The organism is Flavobacterium sp. NPDC079362, from assembly GCF_050267765.1.
GTDB lineage: Bacteria > Bacteroidota > Bacteroidia > Flavobacteriales > Flavobacteriaceae > Flavobacterium > Flavobacterium azizsancarii.
The window spans coordinates 91,911-108,622 of record NZ_JBNNFM010000009.1 but is presented as its reverse complement, the minus strand read 5'-3'; the positions used below and the strand labels follow the sequence as shown (position 1 = coordinate 108,622).

Annotated in this window: 17 protein-coding genes; 11 read left to right on the top strand and 6 right to left on the bottom strand. The window is 33.5% G+C overall.

Features of this window, described 5'->3' with window-relative positions; genetic code table 11:
* Positions 1–39 precede the first annotated feature (39 nt).
* Both ACQKCJ_RS10560 and ACQKCJ_RS10555 read left to right on the top strand, forming a co-directional pair.
* Positions 40–1,218, top strand: a complete 1,179-nt coding sequence (locus tag ACQKCJ_RS10560; protein ID WP_271335727.1) for an acetyl-CoA C-acyltransferase — start codon at positions 40–42, stop codon at positions 1,216–1,218.
* A 70-nt stretch (positions 1,219–1,288) separates the two neighbouring features.
* Positions 1,289–2,050: a C40 family peptidase gene (locus ACQKCJ_RS10555; RefSeq protein ID WP_271335726.1), complete on the top strand. Its 762-nt coding sequence runs from the start codon at positions 1,289–1,291 to the stop codon at positions 2,048–2,050.
* Positions 2,051–2,258: 208 nt separating this feature from the next.
* Here ACQKCJ_RS10555 and ACQKCJ_RS10550 read toward each other — a convergent pair whose 3' ends face one another.
* A complete protein-coding gene (locus tag ACQKCJ_RS10550; RefSeq protein ID WP_427402002.1) occupies positions 2,259–3,104 on the bottom strand; it encodes an AraC family transcriptional regulator in 846 nt (281 codons plus the stop codon).
* Between the two features lie 118 nt (positions 3,105–3,222).
* Here ACQKCJ_RS10550 and ACQKCJ_RS10545 point away from each other — a divergent pair, with 118 nt between their 5' ends.
* The 3 genes from ACQKCJ_RS10545 to ACQKCJ_RS10535 all read left to right on the top strand — a co-directional run bounded on the left by ACQKCJ_RS10545 (position 3,223) and on the right by ACQKCJ_RS10535 (position 5,410).
* Positions 3,223–4,209: an aldo/keto reductase gene (locus ACQKCJ_RS10545; protein WP_427402001.1), complete on the top strand. Its 987-nt coding sequence runs from the start codon at positions 3,223–3,225 to the stop codon at positions 4,207–4,209.
* Between the two features lie 314 nt (positions 4,210–4,523).
* Positions 4,524–5,129 carry an NAD(P)H-dependent oxidoreductase gene (locus ACQKCJ_RS10540; protein WP_271335723.1) on the top strand — a complete coding sequence of 202 codons (606 nt, stop codon included), beginning with the start codon at positions 4,524–4,526 and terminating at the stop codon, positions 5,127–5,129.
* Positions 5,130–5,131: 2 nt separating this feature from the next.
* Positions 5,132–5,410 (top strand): putative quinol monooxygenase, encoded by a 279-nt coding sequence (locus ACQKCJ_RS10535; RefSeq protein WP_271335722.1) that lies wholly within the window; start codon positions 5,132–5,134, stop codon positions 5,408–5,410.
* 111 nt (positions 5,411–5,521) lie between these two features.
* Here the strand turns inward: ACQKCJ_RS10535 and ACQKCJ_RS10530 are convergent, their stop codons facing one another.
* On the bottom strand, positions 5,522–6,247 hold the full coding sequence (locus ACQKCJ_RS10530) for a class I SAM-dependent methyltransferase (RefSeq protein ID WP_427402000.1): 726 nt from the start codon (positions 6,245–6,247) through the stop codon (positions 5,522–5,524).
* 289 nt (positions 6,248–6,536) lie between these two features.
* Between ACQKCJ_RS10530 and ACQKCJ_RS10525 the strand changes: the two genes are divergently transcribed.
* Together ACQKCJ_RS10525 and ACQKCJ_RS10520 are read left to right on the top strand one after the other, a co-directional pair.
* Positions 6,537–7,421, top strand: a complete 885-nt coding sequence (locus tag ACQKCJ_RS10525; protein ID WP_271335720.1) for a LysR family transcriptional regulator — start codon at positions 6,537–6,539, stop codon at positions 7,419–7,421.
* Between the two features lie 397 nt (positions 7,422–7,818).
* The gene (locus ACQKCJ_RS10520; RefSeq protein WP_271335719.1) at positions 7,819–9,096 is read left to right on the top strand and encodes a DUF2130 domain-containing protein; all 1,278 of its coding nucleotides are present in this window, start codon (positions 7,819–7,821) and stop codon (positions 9,094–9,096) included.
* 132 nt (positions 9,097–9,228) lie between these two features.
* Here the strand turns inward: ACQKCJ_RS10520 and ACQKCJ_RS10515 are convergent, their stop codons facing one another.
* A complete protein-coding gene (locus ACQKCJ_RS10515; protein ID WP_427401999.1) occupies positions 9,229–10,011 on the bottom strand; it encodes an META domain-containing protein in 783 nt (260 codons plus the stop codon).
* Between the two features lie 252 nt (positions 10,012–10,263).
* Between ACQKCJ_RS10515 and ACQKCJ_RS10510 the strand changes: the two genes are divergently transcribed.
* The 4 genes from ACQKCJ_RS10510 (at position 10,264) to ACQKCJ_RS10495 (ending at position 13,725) form a co-directional block, all read left to right on the top strand.
* Complete coding sequence (locus ACQKCJ_RS10510; RefSeq protein ID WP_271335717.1) at positions 10,264–10,848, top strand: DUF4202 domain-containing protein; 585 nt, start codon at positions 10,264–10,266, stop codon at positions 10,846–10,848.
* A gap of 140 nt (positions 10,849–10,988) precedes the next feature.
* A complete protein-coding gene (locus ACQKCJ_RS10505; RefSeq protein ID WP_271335716.1) occupies positions 10,989–11,648 on the top strand; it encodes a response regulator in 660 nt (219 codons plus the stop codon).
* A 450-nt stretch (positions 11,649–12,098) separates the two neighbouring features.
* Positions 12,099–12,722 (top strand): class I SAM-dependent methyltransferase, encoded by a 624-nt coding sequence (locus ACQKCJ_RS10500; protein WP_427401998.1) that lies wholly within the window; start codon positions 12,099–12,101, stop codon positions 12,720–12,722.
* A 334-nt stretch (positions 12,723–13,056) separates the two neighbouring features.
* Positions 13,057–13,725 (top strand): hypothetical protein, encoded by a 669-nt coding sequence (locus tag ACQKCJ_RS10495; RefSeq protein ID WP_427401997.1) that lies wholly within the window; start codon positions 13,057–13,059, stop codon positions 13,723–13,725.
* Between the two features lie 125 nt (positions 13,726–13,850).
* Here the strand turns inward: ACQKCJ_RS10495 and cobA are convergent, their stop codons facing one another.
* The 3 genes from cobA to ACQKCJ_RS10480 all read right to left on the bottom strand — a co-directional run bounded on the left by cobA (position 13,851) and on the right by ACQKCJ_RS10480 (position 16,561).
* Positions 13,851–14,624, bottom strand: coding sequence for a uroporphyrinogen-III C-methyltransferase (cobA, locus tag ACQKCJ_RS10490; protein ID WP_271335713.1), 774 nt, complete (start codon positions 14,622–14,624; stop codon positions 13,851–13,853).
* A 4-nt stretch (positions 14,625–14,628) separates the two neighbouring features.
* Positions 14,629–15,201 carry a molybdenum cofactor guanylyltransferase gene (locus ACQKCJ_RS10485; protein ID WP_271335712.1) on the bottom strand — a complete coding sequence of 191 codons (573 nt, stop codon included), beginning with the start codon at positions 15,199–15,201 and terminating at the stop codon, positions 14,629–14,631.
* Positions 15,202–15,388: 187 nt separating this feature from the next.
* Positions 15,389–16,561, bottom strand: a complete 1,173-nt coding sequence (locus ACQKCJ_RS10480) for a molybdopterin molybdotransferase MoeA (protein WP_427401996.1) — start codon at positions 16,559–16,561, stop codon at positions 15,389–15,391.
* Positions 16,562–16,712: the final 151 nt, after the last annotated feature.

Here is a 16,712-nt window from a genome sequence, read left to right as displayed (position 1 = left end):
AAAGAGTAAATTTGCTTGATTAACTAATATTAACAGAAAATGAACAAAAGAGTTGTTATCGTTTCTGCCGTTAGAACACCTATCGGAAGTTTCATGGGAGGTTTATCTACCGTACCCGCACCAAAATTAGGTGCTGCCGCTATTAAAGGCGCACTTCAAAAAATTAACCTTGACCCAAAATTAGTTGATGAAGTATTCATGGGGAATGTAGTACAAGCCGGAGTTGGACAAGCGCCAGCACGTCAGGCTGCACTTTTCGCCGGCCTGTCTAATGAAGTTGCTGCTACAACTGTAAACAAAGTTTGTGCTTCAGGAATGAAAGCTGTTATGTTTGCTGCTCAGGCTATCGCTTGTGGCGATGCTGAAATAGTAGTTGCCGGAGGAATGGAAAACATGAGTTTGATTCCACACTACGTACAAATGCGTAACGGAACTAAATTTGGCCCTGCAACTATGCTTGACGGAATGCAAAAAGATGGTTTGACAGATGCTTACGATAACAACGCAATGGGAGTTTGCGCTGATTTATGTGCATCTGAATACAAAATCAGCCGTGAAGAGCAGGATAATTTTGCAATTCAGTCTTATGAAAGAAGTGCAAAAGCATGGGATGCAGGAAAATTTGATAACGAAATTGTTCCTGTAGAAGTACCTCAAAGACGTGGTGAACCAATCATAGTTTCTAAAGACGAAGAATACACTAACGTAAAACTGGATAAAATACCTTCATTAGCTGCCGTTTTCACAAAAGACGGAACTGTTACTGCTGCTAATGCCTCAACAATCAATGATGGAGCTGCAGCTTTAGTTTTAATGTCTGAAGAAAAAGCAATCTCATTAGGATTAAAACCCCTCGCCTACATAAAAAGTTATGCTGATGCTGCTCAGGAACCAAAATGGTTTACAACAAGCCCGGCAAAAGCTTTACCAAAAGCTTTAGACAAAGCAGGAATAGCAATTGGCGATGTCGACTATTTTGAATTCAACGAAGCATTTGCAGTTGTTGGATTGGCTAATTCAAAAATTCTTGGTCTTGATAATGATAAAGTAAACGTGAATGGTGGAGCTGTTTCATTAGGTCATCCTCTGGGATGTTCCGGAGCAAGAATCATTGTAACTTTGCTAAATGTTTTAGAACAAAACAATGCAAAAACCGGAGCTGCTGCAATTTGCAATGGTGGCGGTGGCGCATCTGCAATTGTTATAGAAAGAGCTTAAATAATATTAAATTCAGGAGTTATTTTCAAGTGCAAATAACTCCTGAATTTCAACTAATAAATTACCCTAAATGTTCGGAATTTGCAATCTAGCTATAGTACCCGTTCGATCTGAGCCAAGTGACAGAAGTGAAATCGTTACACAACTTTTGTTTGGCGAACATCTCGAGATTTTAGAACGCCAAAATCAATGGGCCCGAATAAGAATGCAATATGATGACTACGAAGGTTGGGTAGATTCTAAACAGTACCAAATTATTTCTGAAGCAAATTTCAATCAGTTAAGCAAAGAAGCGATTATTCTTAATGCTGATCTAATTGATTATATCAGTGCGCCGGAAAATTTATTATTACCGATTCCGCTTGGTGCATCATTATCCTTTTTGAATAATAACGAAATAAATACTTCTAACTTTGATTTCGAAGGCACAAAAACTAGTGGCACAAAACCAAAAAGCGCTTTAATAAATACCGCTTTTATGTATTTAAACGCACCCTACCTTTGGGGCGGCAAAACACCTTTTGGAATCGATTGTTCCGGTTTTACGCAAATGGTCTACAAACTAAACGGATACAAAATACATCGCGACGCCTCACAGCAAGCTCTTGAAGGTGAAGCGTTAAGCTTTATCGAAGAAAGTGAAGCAGGAGATTTAGCCTTTTTTGATAATGACGAAGGAAACATCACACACGTTGGTATTATAATGGACAATAATTACATCATTCACGCAAGTGGAAAAGTACGTATCGACCGTCTGGACCATTTAGGAATTTACAATGCTGAATTGAATAAACACACACATACACTTAGAGTAATAAAAAAAATAATTTAAACACGAATTTCACAAATTAACACAGATTAAAAAATTCTTTTAATTTGTACCCGAGATGATAACGAACTTGCGTCGCAAAAATCGGTGGCAAAAAAATTCGTGCAAATTAATGTAATTCGTCTTTAAGTACTTATTCTTTAATCTATTATAAAAAATCCGCGATAATCCGTGTTTTCGCTTGCGAATCCGCGTCATCCGTGTGCCATTATCATGCACTAACACGTATCACTTTCCTAAACTCCGAAGGACTATTCCCTCTCTGTTTCTTAAAGAATTTATTAAAGTGGCTTTCATCCGTAAAACCAAATTCATACGCAATTTCGTTGATTCGCTTATCGCTAAATTGCAAACGATGTTCAATCAGTTTTGTTTTATAATTACTGATATATTGCTGCATCGTTTCATTAGCGTGTTTCTTGAAATAACGCCCTAAATATGTATTCGAAATACCAAAATATTCACTGAGCGATTCTGCTTTTATTCTCTCAGGGTAATAGATATTGTTCTGGATGTATTGCAAAATATCCATTGCTTTGGCTTCACAGCCAATATTAACCTGTTCCGGCAAGTACTTCGCAATATTTCGCGCTACTACAATAATCAAAGTATTCACCAATTGCTGAATCAATTCTTTATTATAAACATCCTTATTCTCATGTTCTCTAATAATAGCCTCAACCATCACTTTTACCAAACATTTATCTGCCTCATTTTTTAAAATACATCCCGGCTGATGATTTGCATTTTGTAGAATATATTCTAAACGCTGAATATTCTCATTCTGCAGACTCGAATTTTTCAAATAGATATCATTAAATCTCAAAAAGAAAAACTTCGTTTCCTTCTCTATCGTAAAGTTATGACAATCCTCAGGCGTCAATAAAAACATATGTCCCGCATCATATTCAAAAACATTCTTGTTGATACATTGCCTTCCTGTTCCTCCCAGAATATATACCAATTCAAAGAAATTATGACGATCCCCAACATCAGGATATTCATCCAGAGTATCAAAGGAAACGGTAAACGGCTCGTATAAATTTTCTTTTTTCATGATAGTCTTTATTAATTCGGCTACAAATTTACATAAAAAAGACAAATATATACAAATTAATAGTCTTAAAAATGGTATAATTTTGCTAAACAATTTTTAAGCATTAAAATATAATATTATGAAATATAGAAAATTAGGCAATACAGAACTTGAATTATCAACTATTACATACGGAGCATTTGCTATTGGCGGGAACATGTGGGGCGGAAACGAAAAGAAAGATTCAATCGATTCTATCCGCGCTTCAATCGATCATGGCGTAACCACAATCGACACTGCTCCTTTTTACGGATTTGGTTTAAGCGAAGAAATGATTGGTGAAGCCTTAAAAACAAAAGACAGATCAAAAGTACAATTGTTAACCAAATTTGGTTTGGTTTGGGACGGAAGCAACAACGGAAAAGGAGAATTCTTTTTTGATGCCGATGACAACGGAAAACAAATCCCGGTTTACAAATACGCATCAAAAAGCAGTATAATAAAAGAAGTCGAAAATAGCTTAAGACGTCTTCAAACTGATTATATCGATTTATTACAAATTCACTGGCCAGACGCTACAACTCCAATCCATGAAACTATGGAAACACTTGAAACCTTAATCCAACAAGGAAAAATCAGGGCAGCCGGAGTAAGTAATTATAGCCTTTCGCAACTTCAGGAAGCACAAAAAACAATTCGATTGGCATCCAACCAAGTTCCGTATAGCATGCTAAATCGCGGTATCGAATCAGATTTAGTACCATACACAACCACAGAAAACATCGGAATCATAGCTTACAGCCCAATGGAAAGAGGTTTATTGACCGGAAAATATTTCACAGACAGTAAACTAAAAGACAACGATCACAGAAACGGATATTTTGGTCAGTTTGATCTTCAAAAAGTAAAAACTCTAGTCGAAGAATTGAGTTCATTGGCGAATGCAAAACACATTTCAATCTCACAATTGGTTTTACGCTGGACAACTTTACAAAAAGGAATCACAATTGTTTTAGCCGGAGCAAGAAACGCAGAACAAGCCATTTCAAACGCAAAAACAATGGATTTTGATTTATCGATTTCAGAATTAGATTTCATCAATCAGGCAATTTCAAAACTAAAATAATACTAGTCACAAAATATTTAAACACATAGAAACATAGCCAATAGAAATATAGAAAGGCGTTTCACTTGTTTAAACAAACATAGGTATGTGTTAGAAACTAGTTTCTTTTTTGAATCCTTTTAAAAGCAAACAAAAAAACCTATGTTTCTATGTGTTTAAAAAATTACACTCAACAATAAAAATAATTAGGGTGTGTTCGCCGCGGCTAATCGGGCTATTCGTTACAATCTTTTTTATAAATAGAAAAAATTTATAAAAAAGGATTTTCACTTCTATCCCTCACACAAAACAAAATATAAAAGAACATTTACGATATGAAGAAAATATTTATCATCAACGGAAGTCAAAATTTTGCGCACTCAGGCGGAAAATTCAACGAAACCGTTACCAACTGGACAATCGAATACTTAACCAACAGCAAGCAATTCGAAATTAAAACCACCGACATCAAACAAGATTTCGACTTAGACGAAGAAGTAGAAAAATTCGTTTGGGCAGATGTTATCGTGTATCACACACCGGTTTGGTGGTTTCAGTTACCAAACCAATTCAAAAAATACATCGACGACGTTTTTACAGCCGGACACAACAAAGGAATTTACAGAAGCGACGGTAGAAGCAGAACAAATCCAGACATTAATTACGGAACCGGCGGCCAATTACACGGACGCAAATACATGTTAACCACAAGTTGGAATGCGCCTGCAACAGCATTTACACTTCCGGGAGAATTCTTCGAAGAAACATCTGTAGATGATGGCGCTATGTTTGGTTTTCATAAAATGAATAAATTTACAGGTATGGAAAAACTGGACGGATTCCATTTTCACGATGTCGAAAAAGGTGCTACTGCAGAAAATATTGATATCTTTAAGAAAAACTATACCAAACATTTAGAACAAACCTTTAAAACTTTATAATCATGATTTCAATTACAGCCCTCTTTAAAAGTAAACCAGAAAATAAGGAACAACTACAAAGCATGTTAAATCACCTCGTTACTGAGACCAGAAAAGAAGCCGCATGCGTTCGTTACGACCTTCATCATGCTGATCATGTTTTTATTATCTGGGAGGAGTGGAAAGATCAGCCAGGTCTTGACATACATAACAATCAACCTTATTTACTTGATTTCATCGCAAAAAGCGAAAGTTTTGTTTCTGCTCCTATTCAGGTTTACAAAACAGTACAAATACTATAATTTTTTTTACCACAAATTCCACCAATTTTCACTAATTAAAATATTCAATTGGATAATCCAAAAAATAAAAATTGGTGGGAATTCGTGGAATTCGTGGCAAACTTTGTAATACTATTTTATGCCGCCAAAAGCGCCAAAACACATATTCTTGTGTAAAATCTCTACACTTGAAAACCCTACCTTTTTCATCAAATCCAATTGGTAATTCATTGATCTTGGTGTGTCTTCTTTCTCTACATAATCCAATACTTTCTGACGGTATTCTGCACCTCCAATTCCTTCTAAATACTCTCCATAACGCTGCCAGGTATATTCGTTTAACAATTCAGTATCTTGTGTAATCAAGTCCGAAATCATAAAACATCCACCGGGTTTCAACAATTTGAATATTTTAGTAAAAGTACTTTCCCAATCCTGATCATCACGCAAATGATGCAAAACTGCTCCCGCCAAAATAATATCAAAATGATTTTCCTGTAAATCTACCTCACGAATATCACCATGCTTTACCTCTACCCTTCCGTCAGTTTCTTTTGAAACTCTTTCAAAAGCCTTGTCTAACATTGGCAAACTCAAATCGACCAATGTGCAATTCAAATTACTAACTTTCGATAACATTTTCAAAGTATAATTTCCCGCTCCACATCCAATATCCAAAACAGTTTTGGCATGAGGAACAATTCTTTTAGAAGCTTCCGTAATTAATTCTAATGAGATCGTAGCGTCAATTGTAGCGACTTGTCCCGTTTCTAAATTCGAAAATCGTTCGACATCATTATCAAAACGTTCTCTGATTTCATCAATAGTTGATTTTTTCATCATATAATTATTTAGCATGAGTTTTTTTAGCACACGGATGACGCGGGTTTAAACTGATTTTTATGGATTTTTTTTTCATAGTTTCTACCTTTTTTTGCCACTAATTTTCACAAACTTAAAAATAAGTAATTCGCGAAAATTCGTGAAATTCGTGGCGAACGAACTTTTACGTAACATACAAAAAATCCGCACAAACCAGTCCAATCCGTAAAACCCGTAGACCTAATATTTTTTTAGTAAAAGTATATCTTTCATATATACTTCAAAAATACTTATTTTGTCAATTATTAATACTTAATAGGTATTTATGGAATTACGTCACTTAAAATATTTTTTGGCTGTAGCCGAAGAATTAAACTTTACCAAAGCTGCTGAGAAACTTTTTATTTCTCAACCTCCTTTGAGCCGACAAATTATCGAATTGGAAGAAGAAATTCAGGCGCGCTTATTCAATCGAAATAATAAAAAAGTTGAATTGACCGAAGCCGGGAAATATTTTGAAAAAGAAGTACGAGAACTTTTTCAGAATCTCGAACGCATTACAATCAAAACACAAAAAATTGCTAAAAATGTTTCCGGAGATTTTAGAATCGCCTATATCAGTTCAATTTATTCAAGCGTAATTTCAGAATTGATACAACATCTGAAAGCCGAATTTCCGTATGTGAATTTCAAACTATTTGAGATTTCAACAACCAAACAAATATCGGCATTAGAACAAGGAAAAATAGATTTAGGAATTATTCGGTCTCCAATAAAATCACCCATAATAAAATCGCAATTATGGTTTCGTGATGGTTTTTCGGTTGTCTATAATAAAAGTTTAATTCAAATTAATTCAGAGAAAGAAATTCCGAATTTAAAAGACGAAACTTTTGTTTTTTTTAATAAAAATTACGCACCGCATTACCATGAAGTTTTACTTGAACTTTGTGCTTTTTATGGTTTTACGCCAAAGGTAGTTCATGAATCAAACAACATCAATTCGATTGTACAATTGGTCAAAAATGGTCTCGGGATTTCGATTGTTCCATCAAATATTGCGAAGAATAATCAAGATTTGGAAATAGGTTTTATCGAATTAAAAAAGGTCAATTTGTTTACGGATGTTTCATTGATTACATCGAAAGAAGATGATTCTGAAATTACAAAAGTGGCCGTTGATTTTCTATTGCATCTTTCTAAGAAATAAGTTTGCCTCAAATTTTTAAAACGAAGGAAATCCGTAAAAATTACTTAAAAGAAATCTTTAAATTGTAAACTATAAAGTAATCTCGCAAAGGTCCAGAGTCGCAAAGTTTCTTTAGGTTTAAGTAAGTTTGTCATTTCGACGAAGGAGAAATCACAGTAGTTATTCCGTTGCTAAAAGTGTCAATCTTTGTCGAATTTCGAGTGTGATTTCTCCTTCGTCAAAATGACATAAAATGAGCAAAAATCATTATGCCCCTTATAATCTGTGGCTTAAAATTAATTCTTAGCGCTTAAGCAACTATACAATATTAACTAAAATTCAGGGAATTCGTGACAAAAAAACCTCAATTTTTAAATACCTTAGCAGATTATAATTCTACTCAATAAAATCAATAAAAATGGCGGAGCAATCTTCAATTCAGTGTCCAAATTGTGGAACAACTATCGATGTAAATGATATTTTAAAACATCAGTTAGAAGATAGTATCCGCAAAGAATTTCAACAAAAAACGAATGCTCAGACAAAAGAACTTGAACTTAAGAACGAGCAATTTGAAAAGGCCAAAACTGAATTTGAAGCCAAAAAGAAACACGAAAACGAACTTTTTGCAGAACGTTTAGAACGTGAGAAAAAAGTTGCCGAAAAAGAAATTACCGAAAAACTAAAAACAAAACTAGACGAAGAAAATAAGGATCGTTTGCTTTCGATGGAAAAAGAACTTTCTGAAAAATCTGAGAAACTTCGCGATCTAAGTAAAATGCAAGGAGAAATTGCTAAACTTCAACGGGAGAAACTGGAGATGAAAGATGCTATTCAGGCTGAAGCTGAAAAACAACTCAATGCTACTTTGGTTTTAGAAAGGGACAAAATCCGCAAACAGGAAGAAGAAAAAAATGAACTAAAAATAAAAGAATACCAAAAACAATCTGACGATCAAAAAAAGCTGATTGAAGAAATGAAACGCAAGCAGGAACAAGGATCTATGCAATTGCAAGGCGAAGTAATGGAATTAGCAATCGAAGAATGGTTGGCAAATAATTTTCCGCTTGATACTATCGACGAAATCAAAAAAGGTGCAAACGGTGCTGATTGTCTTCAGATTGTAAATACCAGGGAATTACAAAATTGTGGTTCAATTTATTACGAAAGCAAGCGTACAAAAGCTTTTCAGCCTGCGTGGATTGAGAAATTCAAAAATGACATTAGAACTAAAAGAGCCAATATTGGTGTTTTAGTAACTGAGGTTATGCCGGCAGGACTGGACAGAATGGGAATGCGCGACGGAATCTGGATTTGTACTTATGAAGAATTTAAAGGTTTAAGCGCGGTTTTGCGTCAATCTCTGATACAAGTAAGTCAGGCTGTTCAGGCGCAGGAAAACAAAGGCGACAAAATGTCGATGTTATATGATTTTCTAACAAGTAACGAATTCCGTTTGCAAATTGAAGGAATTGTAGAAGGTTTTACGCAAATGCAAGGCGATCTTGATTCTGAAAAAAGAGCGATGCAGCGTATTTGGAAGCAACGTGAAAAACAAATCGAAAAAGTCGTTCATAATACGTTAGGAATGTACGGATCTATTCGTGGTATTGCCGGAAATGCTGTTCAAACGGTGAGAGCTCTGGAACTTGATTTTATTGAAGAAGAGAATGAAGATCCTAAAGAACTGGAATAGTAATACGAAATGGCACACGGATTTTACGGATTCGCTAAAGCGAAAACGCAGAATTACACGGATTTCTATATTATTTTGATTTCATCGTATAGTTTGTTACTCCACGGAACTAGCGATGAAAATCAAAAAAAACTAATCTACTTTTCTAAAAACCAAAAGTTTACCTGAAGGATTAGAAAGCGTTAATCGATTATCACCAAAAGAATATGTGGTGGTATTTTGAAGTGCTTTTATAAATTGATCTTCTTTATTTCCGGGTGCACAAGCCATCATAGTCGAAATAACTTTGGAAAATCGGAGTACGTCTTTTTCATAAAAAATACTGCCACTAATTGCATTACAACCTCCGTAACCCATAAATTTATTTTCTGCAGCATTAATTTCGATTCTTGGAAGTTCTTTTTGAAAATCTGTTAAAAAGACTTTGAATCCGTTTAGCTCTTCTAAAACCCAGATATCATGAAGACGATAATCTGTATTATAATTACCACATCCGTCCAGTTTTTTTAATTCAAGTTCCGAATTATTCTTAATTTCAATCGACACTTTATAAGGCGAAATTGCTCCTGACATTGAATTTTGACATTCTAATTGCTGAATCGAAATTGTCGCACTTGATGTTTCGTTACTGACTTTGTACATTTTTACATTAGCATCCATTGCTCGTATGGCTTCAGTTGCAGGAAAAATAAGTTTCTCTTTCCCCGAGATTAATGATGTAAACTCAATATTTTCTGTCCCCATTTTTAATGCCCAAAAAGGCTCGTTGCCGGTTGCAGTAAAATAATACTTCATTTGATCTTCCTGAGTTCCGTATTCTGAAGTAGTTTCTTTTGTATCTGGATTTTTATTTATCGCTATTTTACAGCTTATTATCAAAGAAGATAATAACATTAGTAAAAGAAGTTTTTTCATGAGATATGTTTTTAGAAATTGAATACTATCAAATTTAAGAAAAATAACACACTTTATTAAAATTTTAAGATCAAAACATACTTAAAAATAAATACTCTGAATTCTATAGAAATTATCCATGGTACTATTTTTTCATACTTTAGAATGAATATTTTATTTTGAATATTGAATGAATAAAACCTGTGCTACTAAAGTATACATAAGCTTTAGAGATTAATTATGTATATTTGAAATCTATTATCTTACCAAAAAATGAAGACACCTTTTCAAAAAGCAAGCGAGTGGATCGATACCGAAAACGCACAAGATCCAAACATCGAAATCGACCAGAATATTGAATATCCAAAGGAATTATTATATTCGAACAGGATGTATCAAAGACTAATGCAATTTGAACCTGAAGCTTCTGAAGAAGTGCAGATTGCTTCTAAAGCGCAGCATATTTGCAGATGGAAAGTGGCCCGGGAATCGTACCCAATGGATCGTGTTGGTTACTTGAAATGGAGGGAAGAACTTAAAAAATTTCATGCTAAAACTACCGCAGCAATTTTAGAAAAAGCCGGATATGCTTCTGAATTTACAGATCGTGTCTCTTTTTTGATCGAAAAGAAATTACTTAAAAAAGATGTAGAAACACAATTACTTGAAGATGTTATTTGCTTAGTTTTTTTAGGATATTACCTGGATCCTTTTGTGCACAAACACGACGAAGAAAAACTAAAAAACATCATTAAAAAAACCTGGGATAAAATGTCTGACAAAGGACATCAGGAAGCATTAAAGATTAATTATTCTGAAGAAAACTTAAATTTGATAAAAGCGTCTTTAGGTTTATAAACTTAATTTATTTACTGAAAAATAATATTTCACTTACTTATTTTACAATTAATTTTATTTCAAATATATAAAATAAGTACATTAGCGTATTATCTATAGGTAATTATACGTAAATAGTGAGAATTAAAAATAAGTAATTCATGAATAATGTTATTAAAATAGTCCTTGCAGATGATCACGTATTTGTGAGAGATGGTGTAAAATCATTACTGGAAAATGAAATAAATATAAAGGTTGTAGGTGAAGCTATTGATGGTATCGATGCTATTAAAGTAATAAACGAAACCGTTCCGGATTTACTTATTCTGGATATTAAGATGCCGAACTTAAATGGAATTGAGGTCATCGAAAAACTTAGGGCTCAAAACAATAAGATAAAAATTATAATGCTTTCTATGTACGATACTGAGGAGTATGTACTAAAATCACTAAAAGCCGGAGCAGACGGATATTTACTAAAAGGTTCAAGTAAGGAGGAATTCCTAAAGGCTTTACATACAGTTGCAGCAGGTGGAAAGTATTTTAGTGGTGATGTTTCTTCTATTCTTATTCGTCAGTTAACAGGTTCTTCCGGAGCTCTGGAACCCAAACAAAATTCTGGTGTACAAATGATGATTACCAGAAGAGAAAAAGAGATCCTGACTCTCTTATTATCAGGAAAAGGAAACAAAGAAATAGCCGAAGCACTAAATATTAGCAAACGAACTGCTGAAGTGCATCGCTTTAATCTGATGAAAAAACTAAAAGTGAAGAATCTAATGGAACTTTCGAATAAAGCTTCTGAATATTCCTTAGTATAAAATTACGTATTTGTACCTAATTATATTTTAAGTTCATTTTCGTTTTTAACCATTATAAAACGTTCAGATTTTATTTATTGAATAAGTCCTACTATGGTTTATAGTTTCATTAATGTGTTTGAACATATTTCATGATTTTAAATTAACAAAAAAAGACCACTAAAAACTTGAGAAGTTTTAAAAGCTCCCGGATATGCCGGTCATACCAACAATTGGACCTGGCTAATGATTTCTGTAAATCCAGGAATTTTTAGATAGAAGAAATAGATATTTTTTAAATCTAAATATTATAATTCACCTTTTTTTTCTTTTGAAAAGGATGTTTTTTTTGTTTTATGGTAATATTTTTTATTTTTTAATTTGGGTATATTTGATTTAGAAAAGAATTCCTTTTTTTAGCCTTTTTAAAATATTTAAGGCTATTGTACTATTCAAAATACAAATAAAACCATGAACAACTCCTGGAAAGATAGATGGGATGACCGCTACAGCAGCGAAGAATTTGCTTACGGTACGGAACCCAACAATTATTTAAAAGAACAACTGGGAAAATTAAAACCCGGAAGCATTCTTTTCCCTGCTGAAGGCGAAGGCCGCAATGCTGTTTTTGCAGCACAATTGGGCTGGAAGGTTGCTGCTTTTGACATTAGTGCCGAAGGAAAAAACAAGGCAATAAAACTGGCTGAAGCTAACAAGGTTGAAATTGATTTTCAGGTTGGAGTATTAGAAACGCTGAATTATCAACCCAACCAATTTGATGCTATCGCCCTGATTTATGCACACTTTCCCGCAGAAATTAAATCTTCTATTCATAAAACACTTGACCAATATTTACGCAAAGGCGGAGTAGTTATTTTTGAAGCTTTTAGTAAAAAACACTTAGAATATCTTGCGATTAATGATAAAGTGGGTGGACCAAAAGATATTGAATCTTTATTTTCTATCGAAGAAATAAAAGCTGATTTTCCTAATTATGAAATCATCGTGTTAGAAGAGAAAGAGATTGAATTGAATGAAGGATTATTCCATAACGGAAAAGGCTCTGTAATTCGATTTGTTGCATTAAAAAAATAATTATACCGATGTAGAGACGCGCTCTTGCGTGTCTCTACAAAAATGAATTTTCTCCTTGCATTCAATTCATTTGACTTTTTTACTTCCCATACGCTTTTCAGTTTTCAAACAAACTTCCCTGCATTATTTTACAATTTTGTTTAGTGAAATTGTTAAGAGATTTTATCTTTTATATTTCCAATACACTTCAAATAACTAACATTCAATACGTTAATTTATAAATTTATTGAAAAACTTAACATTGGCGAGTTTATTTAATGATTATATTTACTTAACTGTAAATTAACAATTTAGTCACATTTGTAATAATATCTACATCTAAAAGCGCATTAATATGGAAAACAAACCCACAGAAACCACTCCTGAGAAAATTGATTCACCAACATCTGAAAACAGCAAGCCTGTTGCAGAAAACATAAAACCTGTAAATCCAGCACCTGCAAAAGCACCGGTTCGTAAAGCAACTCCTGCTAAGACAGCAGCTGCAAAACCGGCAACACCAACGGTAAAACCAGTAGTGGCAAAACCAACGGTAACAAAAACTCCCGTAAGACCTGCTGTAAAAAGTGCAACAACAACTACGCCTAAATCGACAGTTCAAAAGGCTCCTGCAAGAAAAATTACTCCGGCTGCCATTGAGAAAACAGAAGAAATAACAACTCCAAAAGTTACAATCAAAGAAAAAAAGAAAGAACAGCCATCAGAAAACAAAACTGATAAAGCAACCGAAATAACAGGAAAAGATAAAAAAGATAAATCAACAGATAAAAAGAAGAAAAAAGTGAAAGACAAAGACAAGGAAAAAGAGAAAAAGAAATTAGCCAAGAAAAAAGAAAAAGCTAAAAAAGACAAAAAGAAAGAGAAAGCTAAAAAAGCGAAACAAAAAGCTACTGCGAAGAAAAAAGAAAAAGCAAAAAAAGCTAAGGATAAAGCAAAAGCGAAAAAAATAGCAAAAAAGAAAGCTAAGTCTCAGAAAAAGGCAAAAGCAAAAAAGAAGAAATAATTTAGAAAGAAGGTTTGACTTATAAAGTTGAACCTTTTTTTTGGTGGGCATTATCTATTGCACTAAGCAAAAATAATTATTGCGATAAATTTTGAATTTGGATTTTGGACCTCGTGCCCTCATCGCTATCGGGATGATTCATCATCAAGATGCTCTTTAACATAAGAATTCAATCCTGAAGTGTTTTTCACAACTTCGCCAATTACAATAATTGCGGGAGATGAAATTTTATTTTCTGATACCAATTTACTAATCGTACTTATTCTCCCTGTCACTTTTTGTTCTGTATTTTTAGTTCCGTTTTGAATAATCGCAATTGGTAAATCATCTGTTCGGTTCTTCTGATAGATGGAAATAATCTCATCTAATTTGTGCATTCCCATTAAAATCACAACCGTTGCATTAGACTTTGAAGCTAAATTAATATCTTTAGATAATTCATGATTTGAAGTTGTTCCTGTAATGACCCAAAAACTATCTGATACCAAACGCTCTGTCAGGCTTATCCCAACGGAAGTCGGTACACCTAAAGCAGAGGAAATTCCCGGAACGATTTCTGTTTCTACTCCAAATTTTTCTACATATTCAATCTCTTCACTTCCTCTTCCAAAAATAAAAGGATCTCCACCTTTTAAACGTACAACATGACCGTAACGATTAGCCATCGAAACAATCAATTCATTAATCTGATCCTGCGTATAAGCGTGACATCCCAGACGTTTACCCACAAAAACAATTTCTGCTTTTACCGCATATTGCAATAATTCTTCATTAACAAGAGCATCGTATAATACTACATCAGCATTCTCTAAAGTCTTTATCGCCTTTAGTGTAATCAATTCGGCATCACCCGGTCCTGCACCTACAATCGTTAATTTTGGTGTCTTTAAATTTCGCATAACATTAACTTAAATTGATATTCAGATCGTTCAATTCGTCTGCCGAATTAATATTAGTCAAATGAAAGTTTTCACTTTCTTCGATTGTGATGACTTGATGCGGAACGTTCGCTATTAAATTCGTCATTTTTAAATCGTCATTATCAATTGCACTTTTGATAACAGGTATTACTTTTTTAGAATAAATTCCAATTAACGGATGCATTCTGCTTTCAGATGCAAAAACAGTGATTTGAGCTTCCTGATTATGTTTTGCAATTAATTCAGATAATAATTCGGTCGAGATTAAGGGAATATCACAACTTAGAATCAAATTAAATTCTGTTTCTGAATTTGACAAAGCTGTGTAAATACCACCTAACGGACCTTTGTCTAAAATTATATCCGGTATTTTTTGATACGTCAGATAATCGTATTCTTTATTGTTTGTTATCAGCTTAATGTTTTCTGATATTGGTAAAATCGCCTTGATAATATGTTCAATAAATGGTTTATTCTGAAACAGAACTAATCCTTTCTCCGATTGCATTTGAGAACTTTTTCCTCCACAAAGAATAAATACAGCTAATGTTTCCATGACTAATTTTTGTTTCAAGTTTCAGGTTTATTTTTTTGTTTCAGGTTTTCTTTGTTTCAGTTTTTTTTGTTTCAGGTTTATGCTATATGTTTAAATTTACATACCGCATTCTACACTTTTTCTTCTTTATTCTATCCTCTATCCTCTATTCTCTTTATTCTATTCTCTTTACTCTATTCTCTAAAATCTACCCTATCGGCAATAAAGTCACCAACTCTCCTTTTTTGATCGATTCTACATCATGCGGAACAATTAATAAACTGTTGGCAATAGCAAAAGTATTTAGCATTGCTGAACTCTGGCCTTCTAAAACCCTAACCTGAGTTTCATCATATAAGGCTTTTAAAAACAATGTTTTTCCTGTTGTATTTAGAATGTCATCTTGTAATTTTCGAACTATTTTCTTTAAATGAATGTCTGAAAAACCCATTCTGTTTTTGATCGCCGGATAAACATAAATATAAAAATTAGTTAGCGATGAAGCAGGATTTCCAGGCAAAGCAAAAACTAAGGTTTCATTTTTAGACCCAAAAAACATTGGTTTTCCAGGTTTTTGATTGATTTTATAAAAAAGTTCCTGAACGCCATTTTCCAATAAAGCTTCTTTGACAAAATCATAATCTCCAACAGAAATTCCTCCTGAGACTAAAACAATATCATATTTATTCAGAATTTCTTTCAGGGCTTTTTTTGCCGCTTTTAGATCATCCTTTACTTTATAAACTTTCTCTTTTTTGATTCCAATCGTTTGAAGCGCAGCTTGCAACATTACCGAATTGCTTTCGTAAATTTTTCCTTTTGGCAATTTCTTACCGGCTTCTACCAATTCATTTCCAGTTACCAAAATGGCAACCGTAGGTTTTTTATAAACTGAAATTTCAGTAATACCTAAACAGGCTAAAAAACCAATTGCTGCAGGAGTAATCAGCGTATTTACTTTAAGAACAACTTCTTCTTCACCAATTTGTTCTCCTTTATTGCGAACATTTGTATGTTGCTCCGGCATTATGGTAATCAAAATAGAATTTTCATTAGCCATTACATGTTCCTGCGTCACTACAGTATCAGCATTATTAGGTACAAAAGCGCCTGTGAAAATTCGCACTGCTTCGTTTTCTTTAAGCTTTATTTTTGAATGATCACCAGCCTGTATAGTACCTACAATATCATATTGATGTTTTTCGCTATGAATAAAAGCATACCCATCCATCGATGATTGCCGAAAGGGTGGCATTGCAATTGGAGAATAAACCGTTTCAGCCAAAATATATCCCAGCGCTTTATGCATCTGGATTTTCTGGACCAGTATTCTAGTGCTATTCTCTGCAATAATTGATAAGGCTTCTTCGACTTGAATCATGGTTTGCTATTTTATATACAAGCAAAAAATACGTATTACAAATACTAGTATTTTTACTTAATTGAATTCATTAATAATCTAAAATTTTTTAAAGAATATAAATTTAAGCTTAATTACTCATATACTTCCAGAATAACGTACTGAAGTTCTC